The 16311-nt window shown below is 64.4% G+C and carries 9 protein-coding genes; 8 read left to right on the top strand and 1 reads right to left on the bottom strand.

The genetic code is table 11. The features are described from left to right. The first annotated feature begins 1 nt into the window (after window position 1). The 3 genes from B0E47_RS04680 to B0E47_RS04675 all read left to right on the top strand — a co-directional run bounded on the left by B0E47_RS04680 (window position 2) and on the right by B0E47_RS04675 (window position 5237). Window positions 2-1642, top strand: a complete 1641-nt coding sequence (locus tag B0E47_RS04680) for a family 43 glycosylhydrolase (protein ID WP_077512891.1) — start codon at window positions 2-4, stop codon at window positions 1640-1642. 20 nt (window positions 1643-1662) lie between these two features. Next, window positions 1663-1860 (top strand): hypothetical protein, encoded by a 198-nt coding sequence (locus B0E47_RS16720; protein WP_139351335.1) that lies wholly within the window; start codon window positions 1663-1665, stop codon window positions 1858-1860. Window positions 1861-2249: 389 nt separating this feature from the next. Further along, window positions 2250-5237 carry a TonB-dependent receptor gene (locus B0E47_RS04675; protein WP_254422813.1) on the top strand — a complete coding sequence of 996 codons (2988 nt, stop codon included), beginning with the start codon at window positions 2250-2252 and terminating at the stop codon, window positions 5235-5237. Between the two features lie 85 nt (window positions 5238-5322). Here the strand turns inward: B0E47_RS04675 and B0E47_RS16715 are convergent, their stop codons facing one another. Continuing rightward, the gene (locus B0E47_RS16715; protein ID WP_139351334.1) at window positions 5323-5523 is read right to left on the bottom strand and encodes a hypothetical protein; all 201 of its coding nucleotides are present in this window, start codon (window positions 5521-5523) and stop codon (window positions 5323-5325) included. On the opposite strand from B0E47_RS16715, the gene B0E47_RS04670 reads away from it, so the two are divergent. The 5 genes from B0E47_RS04670 (at window position 5522) to B0E47_RS04650 (ending at window position 16311) form a co-directional block, all read left to right on the top strand. Then, the gene (locus B0E47_RS04670; protein WP_077512889.1) at window positions 5522-7207 is read left to right on the top strand and encodes a glycoside hydrolase family 43 protein; all 1686 of its coding nucleotides are present in this window, start codon (window positions 5522-5524) and stop codon (window positions 7205-7207) included. The two genes, B0E47_RS16715 and B0E47_RS04670, sit on opposite strands and share 2 nt — an antisense overlap. 697 nt (window positions 7208-7904) lie before the next feature. Next, entirely contained in the window at window positions 7905-10196 is a 2292-nt protein-coding gene (locus tag B0E47_RS04665; RefSeq protein WP_254422812.1) for a sialidase family protein, read from the top strand. Next, window positions 10193-12142: a sialate O-acetylesterase gene (locus B0E47_RS04660; RefSeq protein WP_077512832.1), complete on the top strand. Its 1950-nt coding sequence runs from the start codon at window positions 10193-10195 to the stop codon at window positions 12140-12142. Before B0E47_RS04665 ends, B0E47_RS04660 begins: the two co-directional genes overlap by 4 nt. A gap of 7 nt (window positions 12143-12149) precedes the next feature. Further along, window positions 12150-13763: a DUF5597 domain-containing protein gene (locus tag B0E47_RS04655; protein WP_077512831.1), complete on the top strand. Its 1614-nt coding sequence runs from the start codon at window positions 12150-12152 to the stop codon at window positions 13761-13763. A 13-nt stretch (window positions 13764-13776) separates the two neighbouring features. Beyond that, complete coding sequence (locus tag B0E47_RS04650; protein WP_077512830.1) at window positions 13777-16311, top strand: glycoside hydrolase family 3 C-terminal domain-containing protein; 2535 nt, start codon at window positions 13777-13779, stop codon at window positions 16309-16311.

Raw genomic sequence — 16311 nt, 5'->3', positions numbered from 1 at the left:
CATGGTGGATGCGTCCCGTCGTGATGTCTTCAAGTTGCTGGTGGTGGGTGCGGCGGCCGCACCGCTTTCGCTAAGGGCAGCCACCGCAAGGACAGCCACCGCCGTCGTGTGCGGCCCCGACCATGTGGCGGCGCCTGCCTGGCGGACCGGCATCGAGGGTCAGCGCCGCGCCGATCTGGGCAATGGGACCTATCTGAATCCCATCGTTGCCGGCGATCACCCCGATCCGACCATCCTCAAGGACGGCAACGACTACTACATGACATTCACGCCCTTCCAGGCGTGCCCCGGCCTGGTCATCTGGCATTCCACGGACCTGCTCAACTGGACACCACTGACGGCGGCGCTGAACAAGCCACTGGGCAACGTGTTTGCGGTGGACCTGTGCAAACATCAGGGCAAATACTTCATCTACATCCCTGCAGCGGTCGACGGCGGGGACTGGTCGATCCACGTGATCCGGGCCGAGCACATCGAAGGCCCCTGGAGCGACCCGATCGATATGAAGATCGCCGGATGCATCGATCCCGGCCATGTCGTGGGCGAGGATGGCAGGCGCTATCTGTTCGTCAATGGCATCCGCATGATCCGGCTCACCGACGACGGTCTGGCCACCGACGGCACGCTCGAACATGCGTATACCCCCTGGCAATATCCGCAGGACTGGGTAGTGGAGGACTTCGCCCCCGAAGGCCCCAAGCTGCTTCGCCACGGAGGCTGGTTCTATCTGATCAGTGCCGTCGGCGGCACCGCAGGCCCACCCACCAGCCACATGGTGATCGCGGCGCGATCACGGTCGGTGCATGGCCCCTGGGAGAACTACCCGCATAACCCGTTGGTGCGCACAAAGTCGGTGGACGAGCCATGGTGGTCGCGCGGCCACGCCAGCCTGGTCGAAGGGCCAGGAGGTGACTGGTGGATGGTGTATCACGGTTACGAAAACGGCTTCCGCACGCTTGGCCGGCAAACTCTGCTGGAGCCGATGGAGTGGACCGCCGACGGCTGGTTCCAGGTCACCGGTGGCGACCTTTCGCGGCCGTTGCCAAAGTCACGCGGCGGTGCCAGCAGTCCGGCGGGGCTGGCACTCTCGGATGACTTCTCGAGCAACAAGTTCGGCGTGCAGTGGAGCCTTCACGACCCCCGGTCGAGCGGGATGCAACGGGTTCGTCATGAAGCGGGCGGACTGCATCTCGCGTCTACCGGAACCTCGCCTGTAGACAGCACGCCACTGTTCTGCATACCCGGCGATCGCTCCTATGTCGCGGAAGTCGCTCTAGACCTGGTCGGCAACGCCGAAGGCGGCCTGCTGCTGTACTACAGCCCCAAGGCTTTCGTCGGCATCGGATTCTCGCCGCGCGAACTGAAGACGTTCGAATACGCCGACGAGCTGCCCTGGATGCGCTCGCCGATGCCGACCTCCAGCGTACGCATACGGTTGACCAATGATCGCAACGTCATCACCTTTCATCACTCCCATGACGACGGCAAGACCTGGGTCCTGCACGGCCTGCGCATGGAAGTCTCCGGCCTGCACCACAATGTCTTCGGGGGTTTCCTCGGCCTGAGGATCGGCATCTACAGCGCGAACGAAGGCAGCCTTGTGGTACGCGATTTCACGTACCGCGCGCTCGATCCGAGCTGAACGAACTGCCGGGCCGGTCGATGATCGACGTCAATGCCTGCTGGCGGGTCGTCGCGAAGGGTTTGATTCCGTGGAAAGCGAACAGTTTTCGTGTGTCACGTCACGGCTGTTTTGCTGGCCTGCAACACGACACACCGGCAACGCTGGCGGCAGCCAGCGCCGATCAGTGGCGGTCGTGCCGCATGATGCGCAGTCGATCAGGATCGCGCATCGCATGACCACGGATTCCCCATCGTGAGTGCGTGATCGCGTGCTCAGCGGTGCACATGTCGAGCTGCCTGCGCGTCTCGATGGCGGACCGTGTTGACCCATCGCGACGCATCGAACACGGGCGCGGAACCGCCGCATTTGCCGCTGTTTTGCGGCAAACGCAAAAGAAGAATCGTGAGTCGCGCTGGACAATTTCGTAATTGCGCCCTTGCACCCGCCACCGCAGCATGCAACACGTAACGCACCGCCGAGACCACATGGCGTGTTTCCGAGAGAAACGGGTGGTGCGTCCGCAAGAGTCATCCGGGGAATGCCGTTGCAGCGGGAGCCATCGTCGATGCGCCGGCCCGTAGTGAAGGTCCCGCGGTCAGCGAACAACCATTGGGAGGGGCAACAGGTGAACGATCGGTCCAGCAACAAGGTTCGGCAACAGACATCCGCGCAGCTGCGGCGCACGGGTCTTTCGATGGCCATCGCGATGAGCGTGGCGATGCTCTACGTGCCGGCGCAAGCCTGGGCACAGCAGGCCACGCCCACCGCCGCCGGCAGCCAAGGCGCGGACCAGGCCGTCCCATCGAAGGCGGTCACCAAGAAGGCCAGAACGAATCAGAAAAAGGGCGCGACCCAACTCGGCGCGGTCGTGGTCACCGGCATCCGCGCATCCGTCGAGGCGGCGCAGGACGTCAAACGCTACGCCGACACGTTCGTCGATTCGGTGTCCGCCACGGACATCGGTGCGCTGCCGGATCGCAGCGTCACTGACACCCTGGCGCGCATTCCCGGCGTCACCATCGACCATTTCCTCTCCCAGGGCGATCCGGAACACTTCTCCGCCGAAGGCAATGGCGTGCAGGTGCGCGGCCTCACGCAGGTGCGTTCCGAACTGAATGGCGGCGACAGTTTCTCCGCCAACGGCGGGCGCGCCCTTAGCTTCCAGGACGTGCCGCCGGAATTGATGTCCGGCGTCGACGTCTACAAGAACCAGACGGCCGACATGATCGAGGGCGGCCTGGGCGGCACGGTGAACCTGCGCACTTTCATGCCGTTCGACTTCCAGGGCCAGAAGATCGCCGCTTCCGTCAGCGAGAACTATGGCAACTTCGTCGAGAAGTACAAGCCGTCCGGCTCGGTGCTCTACAGCAATCGCTGGCACACCAGCCTCGGCGAGATGGGTTTCCTCATCGATGTCGCCGACTCCCAACTGTCCACGCGTACCGATGGCCTGTTCGTGCGGCCGTTCTTCAAGAACGCCAGTGGCACCTGGGTACCGCGCGGCGCCGACTGGCGCACTCTGCTCTACGATCGAAAGCGCGATGGCACCTACCTGGCCTACCAGTGGCGTCCCACCGACAATCTTGACTTTTACGCCACCGCGTTCCAGAGCAAATACCACGAGGTCTGGAACGAGGATGCGATCTTCGTGAGCAACGACCCGACGCAGGTGGCGGTGGACGCCAGCCAGCCGAGCCAGGTCAATGGCGGGGTGTTCCAGTCCGGTCGCCTCACGCAGCCCGGCGGCATGCCGATGGGCACCGATATCCGCGCATCCAACAGCCACTCCAAGACCACCGACTTCTCCACCGGGATGAAGTGGCGGCTGGGAACCGCCACCGAACTCACCAGCGCGGTGCAGTTCGTCAAGGCCACCACCAACAGCCTGGATTCCACGGTGTCCCTGGGCACCAACGTGCCCTACATCGACGTCGCGCTGAACGGCACCAAGCCACCGCACATCGGCGTCGATTCCGACTTCACCGGCAACCCCGCCAATTACTACTGGGGGTTCACCATGGATCACCAGGATCAGAACTATGCGAAAGAACTGGCCTGGCGCGCCGACATCAAGCACAGCTTCGACGACGGGTTCGTGCAGGGGGTGAGGGGAGGCGTGCGCCTGACCAACCGCTTTGCCGACAACATCGATACCGGCTACAACTGGGTGCCCGTGTTCCAGACCTGGATGCAGGGCTGGGCAATACCCAGCGGTGCCCTGCCCGGCCTGGACTTGAACGGCAAGGTCAATACCAGCCTGGTACACCTGGACACGTTCAACAACTTCTACCGGGGTGGCGCCGGGATACCCGGTGCGTTCTATGCACCGGTGCCGTCGACCGCGCTGGGCTACCCGGCCAGCTACGCGGACATCCACAACGCTGCCATTCCGTATTACCTCGCCGGCAGCGGGTATGACGTACCGTACAAGCAAACGCTGCTCGATGCCGCGCACACCAATCTTCAGCACGAAAAGACCTACGCGGCGTACGCCATGCTCGACTTCGGGGTGGACGATGCCAATCTGAGCGGCAATATCGGCGTGCGTGCGGTGCGGACCACGAATGCCGCCCAAGGCTTCCTGGTGTATCCCAACCAGAGTTTGGCGCCCTATCTGGGCACGGGCCAGACCTCGCCCATCAGCGCCCGCAACGAGTACACCGACATCCTGCCCAGCTTGAACGTGAAGTGGGAGTTCGCGCCGAACCTGATCACGCGTTTCGCCTTTTCCAAGGCGGTTGCGCGGCCGGACTTCAGCCAGATGCAGGCCTATCAGATTCTCAATGCCGGCGTAGTGTCAGGCTATACGCCGCCACCCGGCACCACCACCCTGCCGATCGACAAGCTGACGCTGACGGGCACGTCCAACAGCAATCCGTACCTGACGCCGATGAAGGCCAACCAGTTCGATCTGTCGCTGGAGTGGTACTTCGATCAGGCCCGCGGCGGCATGGCTTGGATCAATCTGTTCCGCAAGTCGCTAAGCAACTATTTCCGCAACGAGTCGGAGTTCGTGACGTATCCAGGTATCGATGGCAACAACTATCAGTATCTGATCACCCGTCCGGTGAACATTGGCAAGGCGACGATCAATGGCGCGGAAATCGGCTGGAACGAGTTCTTCGATTTCCTTCCGGTCAAGGGCTTCGGCATGTCGGCGAACTACACCTACATCCGCAGCAGGACCCATGTGCCGAACGACACGACGGCGGTGCCGCTGGATACGGATGGTTCCACCTACGGCAGCCTCCCGGCGGATGGCCTGTCGAGGGACTCGCTCAATGTCGCGGGCTTCTACGAGCACGGTCCGTGGCAGATCCGGCTGGCCTACAACTGGCGCAGCCAGTATCTGCTGTCGATCGGTCCGAACGGCTACAACGGTACCGACAACAACATTCCGTGGAAGCTGCCGGTATTCGCCGATGCCTACGGCCAGCTGGACGGGTCGATCTTCTACTCGTTCAACAAGCACGTGAAGCTCGGCCTGGAGATGAACAACCTCAACAACGCCGAACAGCGCACGATCATGTATCAGAATGGAGCCGGCAAGCACATCACTTCCTGGTACGTGAACGACACCCGTTATGCGCTGACGCTGCGCGCGACGTTCTGATCGTGCAGTGCCTGAGCCGTCGGTGAGGGTTTCGGCATGGGGCAAGGCATCCGGCGTCGGGTGCCTTGCCGGGCGCCGGAAAGCCTCACCGCATCCCAGCCAAGTTCAGCGCGCGGGCCGGGATAGCGGCAAGCCTGAGGAAGCGTTTCTTCGAGCTGTCCGGAAAGATCGGCGTCATTTTCGAGCGGTCGTGATGGGCGGCGAAGGCTGTGGGCAGCGTATGAGCCGTCGCATGTTTCGGCGGCTCACCCGGCGCCCAAGAGGGAAGCGCAATGAAACGATTCATGCTCGGCCTGCTTTGCACGCTGCTGTGCCACATGGCTGCCGCATCCGTCGTGGTGAAGCAAATCAGCTATCGGGGTGACGATGCCGGCCCGGTGCCTTCGCCGACGCAATACCGCAATCCGGTATTGACGGGTTTCTACCCCGATCCGTCCGTCACCCGGGTCGGTGATGATTTCTACCTGGTCAACTCCACGTTTGGCTACTTTCCCGGGCTGCCCGTATTCCACAGTCGGGATCTGGTCGACTGGACGCAACTCGGCAATGCGATCGACCGACCCGGCCAGATCGATTACGGCCATGGCGAATTGACCGGCGGCTTGTTCGCCGCGTCAATCAGCCACCACGGCGACACGTTCTACGTCACGAATACCTGCTTTTATTGCGACAAGGGGAATTACCTGATCACGGCGAAGCATCCCGCCGGGCCGTGGTCAAACCCCGTCTGGCTGGGATTCGAAGGGATCGATCCCTCGCTGTTTTTCGACCAGGACGGCACCGCGTGGGTGGTGAACAACGGCATGCCTGAAGGCAAGCCGCGCTACGAAGGGCATCGCGCGATCTGGATCCAGCAACTCGACCTCGCCACGATGAAGATGATCGGTCCGCGCAAGGTGCTGGTGGATGGCGGCGCGAACCCCGCCACCCAACCGCAATATGTCGAGGGGCCGCACCTGTTTCGCCGTGGCGGCTACTACTACCTGAACACGGCCGAGGGCGGTACCGGCGAACAGCATGCCGAGATGATCTATCGCAGCCGCAAGGTCACCGGCCCCTACGTGCCGTGGGATGGCAATCCGATACTGACCCAGCGCGACCTTGCGCCCGGCCGGCCGCATCCGGTGACGTCGACGGGGCACGCGCAGTTGGTCGAGTTGAAGGACGGGTCCTGGTGGGCGGTATTCCTGGGGACGCGGCCTTACCGCGGGAACCAGTACAACCTGGGCCGTGAGACCTTCCTGCTGCCGGTAACATGGCACGACGGCTGGCCAGTCATCCTGCCGTACGGCAAGTCGGTTCCCCTGGTGGAACAGCGACCCGACTTGCCTCGCGAGGTGCAAGCGGTGCCGATGAACGGGCCTTTCCATTGGACCGAGCGCTTCCGTGCGCCGACCTTGCCCATGCAGTGGATGACGCTCCACCCTCCACGCAAGCCCTGGTATGCCACCGGCAGGGAAGGCCTGCGTATCCAGCCGTCGGCGGTGCCGCTGGGCGACGACACGTCCGCCCAGCCAGCCTATGTGGCGCATCGGCTGCAGCATCACCGGGCGACGATCGATGCCCGGTTCGATGTGCGCGGGATCAGTCTCGGCGAACAGGCGGGGCTCGCCATGTTGCAGAACGAAACCCATTTCTATGCGGCGGGCATCGTCCGCCATGCGTCGGGCGACGTGCTGGCGTTGTATCGGCGCGCGAGCAAGGACGATCCGCTGGCGGGTGTCGCGCTCGGCCATGTCGACTTGCCCGGCAAGATCGCCGCTGTCTCCATCCGATTCAAGGTGGATGGTCCGCGCCTGGACGTCCTTTACGCCGTCAACGCAGGCGCCTGGCACGTACTGCTGCGAGGGCTGGACGCCAGCCTGCTGAGCGCCGCAAGGGCAGGTGGTTTCACCGGCACCACGTTTGGTCCCTACGCCTGTCTGCCGTCAGCGGCCAGCGTCGGCTCGCACAAGACACAGGGTCATTGAGCAGCATCGTGGTGCTCGATATGGCGGCGATCTGAACCGAACCCACTGCCGAGCTTGTCGAAGCACGCTCTTGCGCAGCGCCATCGAGTGCCGTCGCGCGCAAGAGCAGCCACCGTTTCCCTGGTAACGAAACAGGTTGAACCAATGGGACGTGCGGGCCGTTGCACGTATCCGACGGCAGCAAACAGCTGCCTATTGCGGCAAGTGCAAAAGAAGAAACATCAGGCAACCTGGCCAATTTTGTAATTGCATCTCCGCGCCCACCACCGGAGCATGCATGTTGCACGGTTCAGACCATGTCGCACGTTTCATGGCGAAGCAGGTCGTGCGCATGCACGAGCCATTTCGTGAACGTTGTTGTCGCCCGGCCGATCGCTGGCAAGCGGGTCGACATGTTCAAGTCCTGCAGTCAGCAAACCATCATCGGAGGGGAGCCAAGTGAACGACGGGATCGGCAGTGCCGCTCGACAAGACGTGCATGCCGGCTCACGTCGCAGGTGCGTGTCGCTGACTGCCGCCTCGAATCCGATCGATACCAGGCGGACCGGCAAATTCGGTCTTCAAACACTTCCGCGGGACGGGCAGATCAATGACTGCGTGTTGAGCGTGAAGCCCCGGATCGACATCCCCGATCCTCACCCATCGGCCGGCAACCCGTTCCCTCGCGGGTTGCCGGTCCGCCTTCGCTGACGAAATGATGCGCCTTCCCAAACCGACCAACATCATTCGTCTGGTTTCCCGCTGCCTGTTGCTGCTCGGCCTGTCTGCATCGCTGCCGGTGGCTGCGCAACGGGTTTCCTATGCGTGGCACAACGTACGCATCGGTGGTGGTGGCTACGTCAGCGGACTGGTGTTTCATCCGGCGGAGAAGGGGCTTTATTACGCGCGCACCGACGTGGGCGGCGCCTACCGCTGGGATGCGGTCGCCTCGCACTGGGTGCCGCTGACCGACTGGATCGGGGCGAAAGATCACAACCTGATGGGTATCGACAGCCTGGCGCTTGATCCTGCCGACCCCGACTGGCTGTATCTCGCGGCGGGTACCTACACCGTGCCGCAGGCGGGCAACGCCGCGATCCTGCGTTCGCACGATCGCGGCCACAGTTTCGAGCGGGTGGATCTGCCGTTTCCGCTCGGCGGCAACGAGCTGGGTCGCGGCAATGGCGAGCGGCTGGCGGTGGATCCGAACGATGGCGCGATCCTGTTTCTCGGTTCGCGCACGGCGGGTCTGTGGCGCAGTGCTGATCACGCGGCGCACTGGTCGCGCGTGGACAGCTTTCCGGCGGTAGCGACGTCGCTGGCCGCCACGGCGACGAACAGCTGGCGGCGACAGCCGATCGGTATCGTGTTCGTGGTGTTCGATCCGACCAGCGCCGCGAAGGGCCGTCCGACGCAGGTCGTGTATGCCGGCGTTTCCACGCGCGAGACCAGCCTGTTTCGATCGACCGACGGAGGCGCCCACTGGAGCGCTGTGCCCGGTCAGCCGATCGGCCTGCGCCCGAACCACATGACGCGCGGCGCCGATGGCAACTATTACCTGACCTACGGTGATGAGCCCGGTCCGGATCAGATGCATGATGGCGCCGTATGGAAGTTCAGCCCGACCGATCGGCGCTGGACCGACATCACGCCGATCCCGCGCCACGGCAAGCCGAGCGGCTTCGGCTGGGGCGACATCGCGGTGGACGCGCACGACCCGAACATCCTGCTCGCCACCACCTTCTGCCACTACACCCCGTACGACGAGATCTACCGCAGCATCGATGGCGGCCGGCATTGGGCGGCGGTGTTCCCGCGCTCATCGTTCGATTACTCGAATGCGGCGTGGACGCGCGACCATCACCCTCACTGGATGAGCGATATCGCGATCGACCCGTTCGATCCGGACCACGTGCTGTTCGTCACCGGCTACGGCGTGTGGGCCTCGCGCAACATGCGCGCGTTCGATCACGGCGGCACGGTGAACTGGTGGTTCCAGGACACCGGCCTGGAGGAGACCGTGCCGCTGGGTTTGGCCAGTCCCGCCGAGGGTGCGCACCTGCTCAGCGCGGTGGGCGATCTGGACGGCTTCCGTCATGACGATCTCGATGTCGCGCCGATGCAGTTCGCCGCACCGCCGCGTTACGCCAATGGCTACAGCATCGAGGTAGCCGGGCGCGCGCCGCAGGTGGTCGTGCGCACGGGGCGCATCCGCGATGCATCCGGGGCGGTACGCGCCGCGTATTCGCTGGACGGCGCGAAGAGCTGGCATGCGTTCGCCAGCGAGCCCGGCGGTGAAGGCGAGGGCAGCATCGCGGTCGCCGCCGACGGTCGCGGCGCGCTGTGGTTTCCTCTCGACGCCGGCAATGGCTATGTCACGCACGACTGGGGCCGGCACTGGAGCGCGGCCCATGGCTTGCCGAAAGCGGCGCGCGTGTTCGCCGACCGGGTCGATCCGCAGCGCTTCTATGCCCAGGACCTGCGTGATGGGGCGTTGTTCCTTAGCCGCGACGGCGGGCTCCATTTCGAGGCGCTCGGCGGCAAGCTCGGGGCGATCGCGCAGGCGTTCCACCAGCCCCCACAGCGGCCCACCGACGCGACAGCGTATGCGGTGCCGGGCCGCACTGGCGAGCTGTACCTGATCAGTGCGCGTGCCGGCGTCGTGCGCGGGCGTGCCGACGGCAGCGTGTTGTGGCAGAGCACGACGATCGAGGCGGCTGATTCGCTGGGCTTCGGCAGGGCCGCAGCTGGGCGCGACGAGCCGACCCTGTTTCTGGCCGGCAAAGTGGCTGGCCAGCGCGGTCTGTTCCGCTCGATCGACAGCGGTGCGCACTGGCTGCGCATCAACGACGATGCGCACCAATACGGCGAGCTCGGTCATGTCACCGGCGATCCGCGCCAGTTCGGCCGGGTGTATTTCGCCAGCGGCGGACGCGGGATTTTCTACGGCGACCCGGCGGTGTCCGGGCCGCGCACTGCGGCTGCCTCCCCGAAGACGGAGACACCATGAGTCGCACTCGCACAACTTCATTTGCCGTTCGCTTTCTCATCGCCTTGCTGCTGGCCGCGCCACTGGCCGCGCAGGCACACGTCGAGCTGCCGCTGATCTTCGGCAACGGCGCCGTGCTGCAGCGCGACAAGCCGATCCGCGTATGGGGCTGGAGCGGGCCGCACGCCCGCGTGCAGGTGCAGTTCGATCACAGCAAGGCCGACGTCACCGCCGATGCCAAGGGTCGCTGGCACGCCGTGTTCCCGGCGCATGCCGCCGGTGGCCCGTTCCAACTGAGCGTGCGCAGCGGCAAGGACGAGATCGTGTCGCACGACCTGCTGGTGGGCGATGTGTATCTCGCCTCGGGCCAGTCGAACATGGAGTTCGAGCTGTACAAGGCACGCAACGCCGCCGCGGAAATCGCCCACGCCACCGACGGCGCGATCCGCCAGATCAAGATTCCCGACAGCTGGAGCATCCAGCCGTCCGATCACCTGTCGGCCAGCCACTGGGTCGCCGCCTCGCCCGACACCGCGGCGCAGTTCTCGGCGGTGGCCTATTTCTTCGCCCGCGAGATCCGCGCCGACCAGCACGTTCCGATTGGCATTATCAACGACAACTGGGGCGGCAGCCGGATCGAACCGTGGATGGATGCGCAAACGGCGGGGGTGAAGCCGGATGCGATAAAAGCACGGGTCGAGCGTGATGACGCCGCCGAGGCCAAGGCGATCGCGGCGACCCGTCAGCACCTCGTGCAGCGCTGGCCGGGCGTGATCGGCGCGAACCCCGCTGATGCGGAGCAGGCCCGCTACGCGGCGACGAATCTGGATCAACGCGGCTGGCAGCCGATCAACGTGCCGGGCTACTGGGAGTCGCAGGGCTACTACGGCATGGACGGCGTCGCCTGGTACCGAACCACCTTCGAGCTGAACGCGGCTGACGCGGCGGCTGGCGTCACCCTGGGGCTGGGTATGATCGACGACTCCGATCATGCCTGGCTCGACGACCGCCTGATCGGCACCACCGACAATGGCTGGGACAAACCGCGGCTGTATCGCGTGGCGCCGGGCGCGCTGAAGGCGGGGCGCCACACCCTGGCGATCCGGGTCGATGATCTGGGCGCCGGCGGCGGCATTCACGGCGACGCCGCGTTGCTCTACATCCAGCCCGATCATGCTGCGCGCCGTGCGTTTCCCGGCCCGTGGCGGTTTCGTCCGGAAGCGGTCACCCTAGTCCCGGCGAACAACAACAATCAAATTGCGACCCTGCTCTACAACCAGATGATCCATCCGCTGCTGCCGTTGGCGATCCGCGGGGTGATCTGGTACCAGGGCGAGGCCAATGCCACCGAGCAGGATGCGTTCAAATATCGCGACCAGTTCGCCGCGTTGATCAGGCAATGGCGGCGCGACTTCCGCCAGCCCGCGCTGCCGTTCCTGTGGGTGCAGCTGGCCAACTTCAAGTCGGGCGTCGACACCACCACCAGCAGTCCATGGGCGATGTTGCGCGAGTCGCAATCCACTGCGCTGGCGCTGCCGCACACCGCGCAAGCGGTGACGATCGACGTGGGTAATCCGGACAATATCCACCCCACCGACAAGCAGACCGTGGGCCATCGGCTGGCGCTGGCCGCGCGCCACGTGGTCTACGGCGAGTCGCTGCTGTACAGCGGTCCGGTGTATCGCGCGATGACGATCGAAGGCCACGCGATCCGGCTGCACTTCGCCAGTCCCGGCAGCGCGTTGAAGACGCGCGGCGATGTGCTGGCCGGCTTCACCATCGCCACTTCGGACAGACATTTCCACGCGGCAACGGCACGCATCGACGGCGACGATGTGGTGGTGCGCTCTGCCGACGTGAGCAGGCCGGTCGCGGTGCGCTACGGCTGGAGCGAGAACCCCGCCGCGGCCAACCTCGTCAACGCCGCCGGCCTGCCGGCCTCGCCGTTTCGTACCGATCACTGGTGACCCGCCCATGACTGCACTGCTCCCACGACGACTCCTGTCAGCCTTGTTCGCGGCCGCACTGGCCGGCAGCGGCCTCGTCCATGCTGCCACGCCGCTGCCGCAGATCGTCAGCGCGCACGGCCGCCATGAACTGCTGGTCGACGGTCAGCCTTACCTGATCCTCGGTGCGCAGGTGAACAATTCCAGCAACTGGCCGGCGATGCTGCCGCAGGTGTGGCCGGCGATCGAGGCCATCCACGCCAATACCGTGCAGGTGCCGATCGCGTGGGATCAGATCGAGCCGGTCGAAGGCAAGTTCGACTTCAGCTTCCTCGATACCCTGGTGACGCAAGCGCGCGAACACGACGTGCGGCTGGTGCTGCTGTGGTTTGCCACCTGGAAAAACAACAACCCGAGCTACGCACCGGCGTGGGTGAAACTGGACAACGCGCGCTATCCGCGGGTGCGGAAGAAAGACGGCACGACGCTCGATTCGCTGTCGCCATTCGGTGCGCACACGCTGGCTGCCGACCGCAGCGCCTTCGTGGCGCTGATGACGCACCTGCGCAAGGTCGACGGCGACCGCCATACCGTGATCATGGTGCAGGTGGAGAACGAGTCGGGCACCTACGACACCGACCGCGATTACTCCGCGGCGGGCGACCGGTTGCTGCAATCGCCGGTGCCGGTGGCGGTGCTGCGCAAGGTTGGCAAGTCGGCCGGCACCTGGACACAGGTGTTCGGCCAGCATGCCGCGGAATACTCGTATGCGTGGGCGATTGCGCATTACATCGAGCAGGTCGCTGCCGCCGGCAAGGCAGTCTACGACCTGCCGATGTACGCGAACGCGGCCTTGCGCGATCCACTCAACCCCGGTCCACCCGGCACCTATTCGAGTGGCGGACCCACCGACAACGTGCTCGACATCTGGCGCGCGGCGGCACCCGCGCTGGACCTGCTGGCGCCGGACATCTACATGCGCGAATACGCCAAATACACCACTGTGCTGGATCGTTACCGACGCGCCGACAATCCGCTGTTGGTGGGCGAGACCGGCAACGACACGGCCTATGCGCGCTACGTGTTCGCCGCGTTGGGACATCAGGCGATCGGCTTTTCCCCGTTCGGCATGGATTACACCAAGTACTCGAACTGGCCGCTCGGTGCGAAGGCGATAAACGCCGACACCATCAAGCCTTTTGCCGCCAACTACGCATTGCTCGAGCCGATGCAGAGCCTGATCGCCAAGCTCAGTTTCCAAGGCAAGGTGTGGGGTGTCTCGGAGCCGGAAAAAACTCACGAGCAGACATTGGACCTGGGCGACTGGCGGGTGAAGGTGGGCTATGGCCAACCGCAGTTCGGCATGGATCCGCCCATGGGCAACGAGAAGCCAAGCGGCGGTGTGTTGATCGCGCAGCTGGGCAAGAACCAGTATCTGGTGACGGGCTACCACGCACGCGTCAGCTTCCTGCCACCCAAGGGGCATGCCGGTGAGCACTTCCTGATGGACAAGGTCGAGCAGGGCTATTACGAAAACGGTCAATGGCACTTCGTGCGGGAATGGAACGGCGACCAGACCGATTCGGGCCTGAATTTCACCGGCCAGCCGCAAGTGTTGCACGTCAAGCTGGCCACCTACTGAAGGATTTGATTCGATGCGCTTGAAAACCCTGAGCCTGACCCTGCTGGCCTGCCTCGGCGCGAGCTCCGCCGTGCAGGCTGCCACGTCCGTCTCCACGGGCCCGGTCGCGGATTCGCCGGCCATCGAGCATCGCGTCGACGCGATGCTGGCCAAACTGAGCCTTGCCCGGAAAGTCGAGCTGATCGGTGGCGAGGACAACATGTACATCCGCGCCGAACCGGGTATCGGACTGCCGCGCCTGCGGATGTCGGATGGCCCGTTCGGCGTGCGTTCGGTGGGGACCTCGACCGCCTACATGGCCGGTGTCGGCCTGGCCGCCTCGTGGGATCCGGCGCTGGCGCGGCGGGTGGGTGAGGCGATGGGCCGCGATGCGCGCGCGCGTGGCGTGAACTTCTTCCTCGGCCCCGGCGCAAATATCCATCGCGCACCGCAGAACGGCCGCAACATGGAGTACTACAGCGAGGATCCGTTCCTCGCCGGCAGCATGGCGGTCGGCTTCATCGACGGCATCCAGAGCCAGGGTGTGGTCGCCACGATCAAGCATTTCGTGGCGAACAATTCCGAATACGACCGGCGCCACCTCGACACCATCATCGACGAGCGGACCTTGCACGAAATCTATCTGCCGGCGTTCGAAATGGCGGTGAAGGATGCGCACGTCGGTGCGGTGATGAGCAGTTACAACCTGGTCAACGGCGATTATCTCAGCGAGAACCATGCGATCAGCCATGACATCCTGAAGAAGGACTGGGGCTTCAACGGCATCTTCATGTCCGACTGGGGCGCCACCCATGACGGCATCAAGGCGTTCAACGCCGGGCTCGATCTGGAGATGCCCGCCGCCGAGGCGATGACGCCGCAGCGGCTGCTGCCGCTGTTGAAGGACGGCAAGCTGTCGCAGGATGTCTTGAACGACAAGGTGCGCCGCATTTTGCGCACCGCCGTGCGTTTCGGATTTCTGGATCGACCGCAGCAGGACTTGTCGATCCCGTTGTTCAACCTCGACAACGATGCGGTGGCGCTGCAGTCTGCGCGCGAGGGCCTGGTGCTTCTGAAGAACGCGTATCACGTGCTGCCGCTGGATGCCTCGACGATCAAGACGATCGCGGTGATCGGTCCGAATGCCTTTCCGGCGATCAGCAGTGCCGGCGGTAGTTCGCATGTCGATACGTTCGAGGCGCAAAGCGTGCTCAGCGGCATCACCCATCAGCTCGGTGACAAGGTGCATGTGCTGTACAGCCGCGGCCTGCCCTCGCCGGACGAGGTATTCAAGCAGTCAAGCTTCGTCAGCCCGGATGGCGGCAAGGGACTGCTGCGGCAGACATTTGCCAATGCCGATTTCCAGGGCAAGCCCAGCGCGACCTCCATCGACGAGCACGTCGACCAGTGGAAGCCGGAGCTGTGGACCACGCCGGCCACCGAGCGTCAGAGCATCCGCTGGAGCGGCAGCTTCGTGCCCGGCCACAGCGGCAAGTACCTGTTCCTCACCGCCGCCGCCAGTCAGGATACCTACCGGCTGCTGGTGAATGGCAAGCCGGTGATCAGCCAGCCACAGCGCGAAGGCCAGGCGCCGTTGTACGTCACGCTCGATCTGGTCGCGGGCAAGCCGGTGAGCATCCGTCTCGATTACCAGCCCGACGTCAGCTACAGCCGCATGGGTCTGGGCGTGATCGCGCTGGACGAGCTGATCTCGCCCGATGCGAGAAAAATGGCGGCAATGGCGGACGCGGCGGTGGTCGCGGTCGGCTTTGATCCCACCTCCGAGAGCGAGGCGTTCGATCGCACGTTCCAGTTGCCGTGGGGCCAGGAAGCGCTGATCGAGGCGGTGGCCTCAGTGAACAAGAAGACCATCGTCACCGTGAACTCCGGCGACGCCTATGCGACCGATGGCTGGCTGGACAAGGTACCGGCGCTGCTGCAGAGCTGGTATCCGGGTCAGGAAGGCGGTCGTGCGATCGCCGAGGTCCTGTTCGGTGCGCATACGCCGGAAGGCAAGTTGCCGATCAGTTTCGATCGTGAGTGGAAAGATAATCCCACCCATGATTTCTACGATGCGCCGCCGCATCCCGCCGGCACGAATCCCACCGTGAAATACGGCGAGGGCGTGTTCCTTGGTTATCGCTGGTATACGACGTATCCCGACAAGCCGCAGCCATTGTTCGCGTTCGGCTATGGGCTTTCGTACACGAGCTTCGCCTTCAGCAAGCTCAGCGTGTCGCCGACCTCGACGAAGGTGGGCGATACGGTCACCGTTTCGTTCGACGTGACCAACACCGGCGCGCGTGACGGCGCCGAAGTGGCCCAGGTCTACGTGGGTGATCCTTCGGCGAAGCTGGCCCGGCCCGCGCGCGAGCTGAAGGCGTTCCGCAAGGTGAGGCTGAAGCCGGGTCAGAGCATGCACATCAGCCTGACCCTGGACCGCCGCTCGTTCGCCTACTACGACGTCGCCAAACATGGCTGGCAGGTCGATCCGGGTCGCTTCACCGTTTACGTGGGTGACGCCTCCAACCACACACCGCTGTCAGCCAGCCTGACGCTGGGAGACTGA

It is taken from the genome of Rhodanobacter sp. B05 (genome assembly GCF_002001085.1).
Taxonomy (GTDB): Bacteria; Pseudomonadota; Gammaproteobacteria; order Xanthomonadales; family Rhodanobacteraceae; genus Rhodanobacter.
Note: the sequence above shows the minus strand (reverse complement) of the source record. Positions and strands in the feature narration are given on the sequence as shown.